Origin of the sequence: Acetobacter sp. AAB5 (assembly GCF_050106715.1) — a bacterium.
Classification (GTDB): Bacteria; Pseudomonadota; Alphaproteobacteria; order Acetobacterales; family Acetobacteraceae; genus Acetobacter; species Acetobacter oryzifermentans.
Genome location: NZ_JBNIEW010000002.1, coordinates 404,833 through 411,098, shown reverse-complemented (window position 1 = coordinate 411,098; position 6,266 = coordinate 404,833). Strand labels below are relative to the sequence as shown.

Sequence of the window (6,266 nt, the reverse complement as noted above, 5' to 3'; positions counted from 1 at the left end):
CCACCCGCAGGGTTATGGCGCGTAACCTTCTTTTTTCCTGCATGGTGGCCTTTACTGCTACCATGCACGCCGCCTTGGCAGGCCATGCCGCCAGAGCAGAAGGCCCAGCCTATCGCACGCATCTGGCTGGCGTAGGGCTGCAAGACCCACGCCAAAAAGTGGATGCCATGCAGCCGCCTTGGTCTGCCGTGGGGCGTGTGCAAACAGAACTGGGCAGCAGATGCACCGGCTTTTTAATTGCACCCAACGTGGTGGAAACTGCCGGGCACTGCCTGTGGCTGAGCCATGTGCGCGGGTTTGTGCGGCCTGAAAGCGTGCATTTTTTACGTGCCTATACGGGTGACCATTACATGGCCCATGCCCGTGCCGTGCAAATTATTATTCCCCCCGGTTACCGAACAGATCAGGAAGGCAATAGTGGTGGGTTAGACCATGCCACGCTTATTCTGGATCATGCTATCGCCAAGCCGAACGAGGTTTTCCATATCGATACACCTCTACAGGCCCTTACGCCCGGGTTGCCTGTTGTATTGGGCGGGTATGAGCAAAACCAGCCCGATATTATTACCGCTGACCAAAACTGCCATTTTTTAAATATGACGCAAGATGGGGGCGGTAACACGCTACTGGTGCATAATTGCGCCGGCACACATGGCAGCAGCGGCGCACCTTTATTGTTTCATGATCAGGGCGGGTGGCACGTTATTGGTGTGCAGGTGCAGGCATTCACCAATGGTGCCGGTGGCCGCGCTGTGCCACTTTTAAGCCAGAACTAGCAAAAACCCTGCTGCAAACTGCGGCAGATCAAAGACATCTCACTTTCTGCTGCGCAGGGTATCTTTCATTCTGGTAGAAAATACCAAGGTTTGATACCGCAGAAAGGAAGCTTCCCATGTTTGCCATGCGTCTGCACCAACCCAAAACGCCCCTGCAATGGGAGGAAGTGCCAGACCCAGTGCCCGGCCCCGGTGAAATTCGGGTAAAAGTGTTGGCCTGTGGTGTATGTCGCACAGATTTACACGTGGTGGATGGAGACCTTACACACCCCAAGCTGCCTATTATCCCCGGCCACGAAATTGTCGGACGGATTGACCAAATTGGCTCTGGCGTTACCTCTCTTTCCGTTGGGCAGCGCGTGGGCATTCCGTGGCTTGGGCATACATGCGGGCACTGTTTTTATTGCAGTGATCATCATGAAAACCTGTGTGACCATCCCGTATTTACCGGATATACGCGGGATGGCGGCTACGCCACAATGGCCGTAGCAGATGCCCGCTTTGCTTTTCCATTGGGGGAAGAAGGATCTGATGTAGAAGTTGCGCCCCTATTATGTGCTGGGCTTATTGGCTGGCGTTCCTTGGCAAAAACCGGAAATGCACAAAAAGTTGGGCTCTATGGCTTTGGGGCTGCCGCCCATATTATTGCGCAGGTTCTGGTGTGGCAGAAAAAGCAGGTTTACGCTTTTACCCGCCCCGGTGATGCCAAAACGCAAGCCTTTGCGCGTGAATTAGGAGCAACATGGGCCGGAGGTTCGGATGAACTGCCGCCAGAACAACTGGATGCCACCATTATTTTTGCACCCGTAGGTTCTTTGGTGCCAGCAGCGCTCAAAACCCTGCGCAAAGGTGGCCGCGTGGTATGTGCTGGTATCCATATGAGCGAAATACCTGCCTTTTCTTACGATACCTTGTGGGAAGAACGTGAAATTGTTTCCGTTGCCAATCTGACACGTCAGGATGGGTTAGATTTTCTGTCCGTTGCGCCAAAAATCGGCATCCACACCACCACAACCACATATGCCCTAAAAGACGCCAACAAGGCGCTGGATGATTTACGGCATGGTCGGTTTGATGGTGCCGCCGTACTGGTGCCCTAAACCCTAGGTGAATATATCAGGCCGGTTGTGGAGCAGGCATTTCCTCTTGCTCCGCAGCAGCCAGAATGGCCGCCAGCAGGCCGGGAAAGCGTGCTTCCACATCCTGCAAACGCAGGCTGTTCATATGGGTTACGCCCACAACTTCCGTGCGTAACAAACCAGATTTACGCAGCACCGCAAAATGGTGGGAAATAGAAGATTTAGGCCGCCCATCCTGCAATGGCGCACAGGCCTGCGGCTGATGCTGCGCAAGTTTACGCACAACAGAAAGCCGAAAAGGATCTGCCAGCGCGTGCAGAATATCCGCCAACTTGAACGCTTCGGGCGCAGGATGGTCATACTGCTTCATGGTGTGTGCTTCAGTCCTTGTCCCTTGCCCTCCGCAATAGTTCGATTATAGTCGAACTATTGGTCGTGCAGACCTGATCCGTAATGGAGACTACGCATGCCGACGCTATTTGATACCTATAGCCTTAAAGATATTACACTCCGCAACCGTATTGTGGTTGGCCCTATGTGCCAATACACAGCACATGAGGGCGTGCCGAATGATTGGCATGCCGTGCATTATCCTACTCTCGCCCGCGGCGGTGCGGCTCTTGTTGTTGTGGAAGCCACAGCCGTTTCCCCCGAAGGGCGCATTACCCCCGGCTGCCTTGGTTTGTGGAATGATGAGCAAGCAACTGCTTTTGCCCCTATTACAGCGGCCATAAGCAAAGCCGGCGCCGTGCCGGGTATCCAGCTTGCCCATGCCGGGCGCAAAGCCAGTGCGCATGTGCCTTGGGAAGGTGATGACCATATTCCAGAATCAGACCCAGCAGGTTGGCAACCCATTGCGCCCTCGCCTGTAGCATTTGGGGCCAACCTGCCCCGCGTGCCCACGGAAATGACGTTGGATGACATTGCCCGCGTAAAGGCCGATTTTGTACGCGCCGCAGAACGTGCGCGAGATGCCGGTTTTAAATGGCTGATGCTGCATTTTGCCCACGGTTATCTGGCACAAAGTTTTTGGTCCACCCACTCCAACAAACGCACAGATCAATACGGTGGCTCGGCCGAAAATCGTGGTCGCTTTTTGCTGGAAACGTTGGAAGCCGTGCGTGCTGTATGGCCTGAAAACCTGCCCCTTTCCGCCCGCTTTGGCGTGATTGAATTTGATGGGCAGGATGAACAAACACTGGCGGAATCCATTGCCCTTATTCAGAAAATGAAAGGTGTAGGCTTGGATTTTCTGGATGTCAGCATCGGGTTTTCCACCCCCACAGCCAATATTCCGTGGGGTGCCGGGTTTATGGCGCCTTACGCCCAACGCGTAAAACAGGAAGCCGCGCTGCCTGTCACAACCTCATGGTATATCAGCGAAGGCCGGCAGGCTGATGCGCTTATCCGCACAGGTGCGCTGGATCTGGCAACACTTGGGCGGCCATTTCTTGCCAACCCGCACTGGCCGTATGAAGCCGCACGCGCTTTACACGTTAAAGGTGCGGGAAATGTGCTGCCGCCTTCCTACGGGTGGTGGTTGGCCCGTTATCAGTAACACGGCGTTACCTTTGTATTTCCAGTATTCCGGGCTCACTCCAAAGCGGCCCGGAACACTGGAAGCACTTATTTTTTCTCTGGCATTCCCACACATTCAGCCGGACCGGGAAAACTACGATTGCGCACGGCCTGGGCATATGCGGCGGCGGCTTGCTCAACCTCCTTGCCCAGATCAGCAAATTTTCTCACAAATCTGGGTGTAAAATCAGGAAACAGCCCTAGCATATCCTCTGTAACCAGCACCTGCCCGCCACATGCGGGAGAAGCCCCAATACCAATAGTCGGAATATGCAAGATCTCGCTGATCTTGCGGGAAAGCGGTTCCATTGTGCTTTCAATCACCACCGCCCATGCACCAGCATCCTGCACAGCGCGTGCGTCTGCTAGAATCTGCTCGGCCTCATCGCCTCGGCCAACGGTGCGGAAGCCGCCATGCGCGTGCACAGCCTGCGGTTTAAGCCCGATATGCCCCACAACCGGAATACCGCGCTGCACCAAAAACTGAATGGTCTCGGCCATTTCCTGCCCGCCTTCCAGCTTTACGCACCCGGCCCCTGTTTGCGCCATAATCTGCGCCGCCACCCGAAACGCCTGCTGCGGGCTTTCCTGATAACTGCCAAAAGGCATATCCACCGCCACACATGCCTGCTGGCTGCCGCGTACAACAGCCTGGCCGTGAGCTATCATCATTTCTGGGGTTACGGCCAAGGTGGAATCCATGCCGTACACCACCATGCCTAAAGAATCCCCCACCAGTAGCAGATCACAATGCGCATCCAGCAGGCGGGCCATAGGGGCCGTATAAGCGGTAAGAGACACGATAGGAGCATCCAGCGCCGCCAAAGATCGCGGTGTGTGCCGCTTGACTGTTTGATGTCTGCTCACGCGTATTCTCTCCTTGTTTCAATTCAGGATCATGGATCAAAAGTGGGGGCAGCTTTCCTCTATCCCCTTCTGCTGTCCAGCCCTGCCACGGGCCGAAACACAGCAAAACCACAAAAAGAAAAAGAATGCCCTTCAAAGCATTGACAACACTCCTCCAACCCTTTAGATCACGGCTCAACAAATCGGAGGGATGCCCGAGTGGCTAAAGGGGGCGGACTGTAAATCCGCTGGCGTACGCCTACGTTGGTTCGAATCCAACTCCCTCCACCATTTTCCTTAAAAATATCCAATAAAAACAAAAAGATAGCGGTCGCTTATTGAGCGTTACCCCTCTTACTCCCCCTCTTAAAACAATCACCATAAACACTCACAAAATCAGTATCTTATATTTTTGTATGAGAGATATATAATTATTAAATAAATGCGGACACCTATAGAATTGAAGCCTGTAATGCTGTGCTTGTGTAACCGCACCCCATACAAAAAAGGGACCTCCATGATGGAAGTCCCTGCCTAGCTTTCCTGCGTAAGACCTATGCCGCTTGCTCCGGCAGCACTATCATTGTAAGTGCCCTGACTGGCTTCCTGAAAGCGGAGGCGGATAATCACATCCGAGATATTGCGGGCCTCAATCTCTTTGTTGATCAGATCGCCTAAGGCCCAGTACCGGAAGTCAGCACCTTGGCTGAGGTAATTATACTGGTTGTTGCCGTCTGCGATGTTCCGGTCATCATGCAGCTTCTCCCAATACTCATATTCCGCAATGGCATCGGGAATGGTGTTAGACCAAGGCTTGACTGTAGCGAGGGCTGCACGAACCTTTGCCGTAGGGCCGAAATGCTCACCATCCCATGTATCACACTGCCCAGCCTTTCCTTTCTTGTGGAAGGGTTTGATCGCCGCATCATAGGCTTTCTCTTCTGCCGTATGCGCAAACACGGCCTCTTCTGAACCATAACGTGTCAGCACTTCATCAATCTTGGCACGATTGGCCATGCGCCATGCAGCCTGCTTCTTCCGTTCGGCCCTTGCATAAGCGCGTTGATGCGCTGGATTGCTCATATCGTAGAAGGTGAAACCACCGGCGGAGGGCTCCGGCTCATCATCAAGATACCCCTCCGTCAAAAGCAGGTCAGGCACATCTGCCAATGTGTAACCATGGGGCTTAACCAGCGCCTCTGCCCGGTTGCGTGCTGCATCTCGCTCTCCCTTGGCTCCCTGCTCTGCCAGAGCCCATACTTTATTCAGAAGATCGAGATTGAGTTTCTTTGCCATTGCACCTGCCTTTGTCCAAAATGGACAATATCAGTGGGCAAGATGCGGTACAAGGAAAGGTGTCCAAATTGGACAAAGATAAAAAACTATCAAACGCCACATCAAAATATCTTGCCTTGGCTATTATATCTTGGTTGGTTTGTTTCTCAGCAGCGCATGCTGCTGGTCAGGCAAAAATATGCGCTCAAAGAGTTGCGTTCAATAGTAGCGACTACACACAAGAATACGAATACTCAACAGATGCCCCTGTATCCTCGCCTTTATTGCCATTGGCCTGCTATCAATCATATTTCTGAGTTACCTCCGATCAATGCCCCCACGGCACTCCCGGCACTCGTGGTGTCGAAAGTGGATCAGGCATAGCGTTACTCGCCCGCATTTCGCGGTCAAAAGTGCGCTGGATTTCCTTCATCACATACGTTTGAGTGTTATCAGCGATCTTCTCACCATCTAGGTAAACAGGGGCGTTTACCGTAACTTGGGTAGGTTGCTGTTGCGGTTGCCGCACAACTGAATTGAGCGGCTGTAAATTGTCCTGTGGAGGAGCGTTCATATAGTTAGACATCCTGTCCAGACCATCAGTCATCTGGTTCAGTATCTTAACCCCCGGACCTGCTTCAAACTTCCCCAGTGTCGTCATAAAGCGTGCAATGGCAGCATCCAGAACCTTTACGGAGCCGGAGGACAAAAT

Annotated in this window: 8 protein-coding genes and 1 tRNA gene; 5 read left to right on the top strand and 4 right to left on the bottom strand. The window is 53.2% G+C overall.

The genetic code is table 11. The annotated features are described in order from the left end of the window. Together ACP7IZ_RS04105 and ACP7IZ_RS04100 are read left to right on the top strand one after the other, a co-directional pair. On the top strand, nucleotides 1–776 hold a 776-nt coding region (locus tag ACP7IZ_RS04105), incomplete at its 5' end, for a trypsin-like serine peptidase (protein ID WP_426847942.1). Nucleotides 777–892: 116 nt separating this feature from the next. Then, nucleotides 893–1,876: a zinc-dependent alcohol dehydrogenase family protein gene (locus ACP7IZ_RS04100; RefSeq protein WP_426847941.1), complete on the top strand. Its 984-nt coding sequence runs from the start codon at nucleotides 893–895 to the stop codon at nucleotides 1,874–1,876. A gap of 16 nt (nucleotides 1,877–1,892) precedes the next feature. Here ACP7IZ_RS04100 and ACP7IZ_RS04095 read toward each other — a convergent pair whose 3' ends face one another. After that, nucleotides 1,893–2,225: an ArsR/SmtB family transcription factor gene (locus ACP7IZ_RS04095; protein WP_426847940.1), complete on the bottom strand. Its 333-nt coding sequence runs from the start codon at nucleotides 2,223–2,225 to the stop codon at nucleotides 1,893–1,895. Between the two features lie 96 nt (nucleotides 2,226–2,321). Here ACP7IZ_RS04095 and ACP7IZ_RS04090 point away from each other — a divergent pair, with 96 nt between their 5' ends. Further along, the gene (locus ACP7IZ_RS04090) at nucleotides 2,322–3,413 is read left to right on the top strand and encodes an NADH:flavin oxidoreductase/NADH oxidase (RefSeq protein ID WP_426847939.1); all 1,092 of its coding nucleotides are present in this window, start codon (nucleotides 2,322–2,324) and stop codon (nucleotides 3,411–3,413) included. 68 nt (nucleotides 3,414–3,481) lie between these two features. On the opposite strand, the gene panB is transcribed toward ACP7IZ_RS04090, so the two are convergent. Continuing rightward, entirely contained in the window at nucleotides 3,482–4,300 is an 819-nt protein-coding gene (panB, locus tag ACP7IZ_RS04085) for a 3-methyl-2-oxobutanoate hydroxymethyltransferase (RefSeq protein WP_089178791.1), read from the bottom strand. Between the two features lie 184 nt (nucleotides 4,301–4,484). Between panB and ACP7IZ_RS04080 the strand changes: the two genes are divergently transcribed. Beyond that, nucleotides 4,485–4,570, top strand: a tRNA-Tyr gene (locus tag ACP7IZ_RS04080). A 243-nt stretch (nucleotides 4,571–4,813) separates the two neighbouring features. Here ACP7IZ_RS04080 and ACP7IZ_RS04075 read toward each other — a convergent pair. Next, nucleotides 4,814–5,575 (bottom strand): Lrp/AsnC family transcriptional regulator, encoded by a 762-nt coding sequence (locus ACP7IZ_RS04075; RefSeq protein ID WP_426847938.1) that lies wholly within the window; start codon nucleotides 5,573–5,575, stop codon nucleotides 4,814–4,816. 68 nt (nucleotides 5,576–5,643) lie between these two features. Here ACP7IZ_RS04075 and ACP7IZ_RS04070 point away from each other — a divergent pair, with 68 nt between their 5' ends. Continuing rightward, nucleotides 5,644–5,871 carry a hypothetical protein gene (locus ACP7IZ_RS04070; RefSeq protein WP_426847937.1) on the top strand — a complete coding sequence of 76 codons (228 nt, stop codon included), beginning with the start codon at nucleotides 5,644–5,646 and terminating at the stop codon, nucleotides 5,869–5,871. A gap of 11 nt (nucleotides 5,872–5,882) precedes the next feature. Here the strand turns inward: ACP7IZ_RS04070 and ACP7IZ_RS04065 are convergent, their stop codons facing one another. Beyond that, entirely contained in the window at nucleotides 5,883–6,263 is a 381-nt protein-coding gene (locus ACP7IZ_RS04065; RefSeq protein ID WP_426847936.1) for a hypothetical protein, read from the bottom strand. Between the last annotated feature and the right edge of the window lie 3 nt (nucleotides 6,264–6,266).

Excerpts from the sequence above, each read along its gene's own strand:
- ACP7IZ_RS04095 (WP_426847940.1), bottom strand. The coding sequence starts at position 2,225 with ATGAAGCAGTATGACCATCCTGCGCCCGAAGCGTTCAAGTTGGCGGAT.
- ACP7IZ_RS04090 (WP_426847939.1), top strand. The coding sequence starts at position 2,322 with ATGCCGACGCTATTTGATACCTATAGCCTTAAAGATATTACACTCCGC.
- ACP7IZ_RS04075 (WP_426847938.1), bottom strand. The coding sequence starts at position 5,575 with ATGGCAAAGAAACTCAATCTCGATCTTCTGAATAAAGTATGGGCTCTG.
- ACP7IZ_RS04100 (WP_426847941.1), top strand. The coding sequence starts at position 893 with ATGTTTGCCATGCGTCTGCACCAACCCAAAACGCCCCTGCAATGGGAG.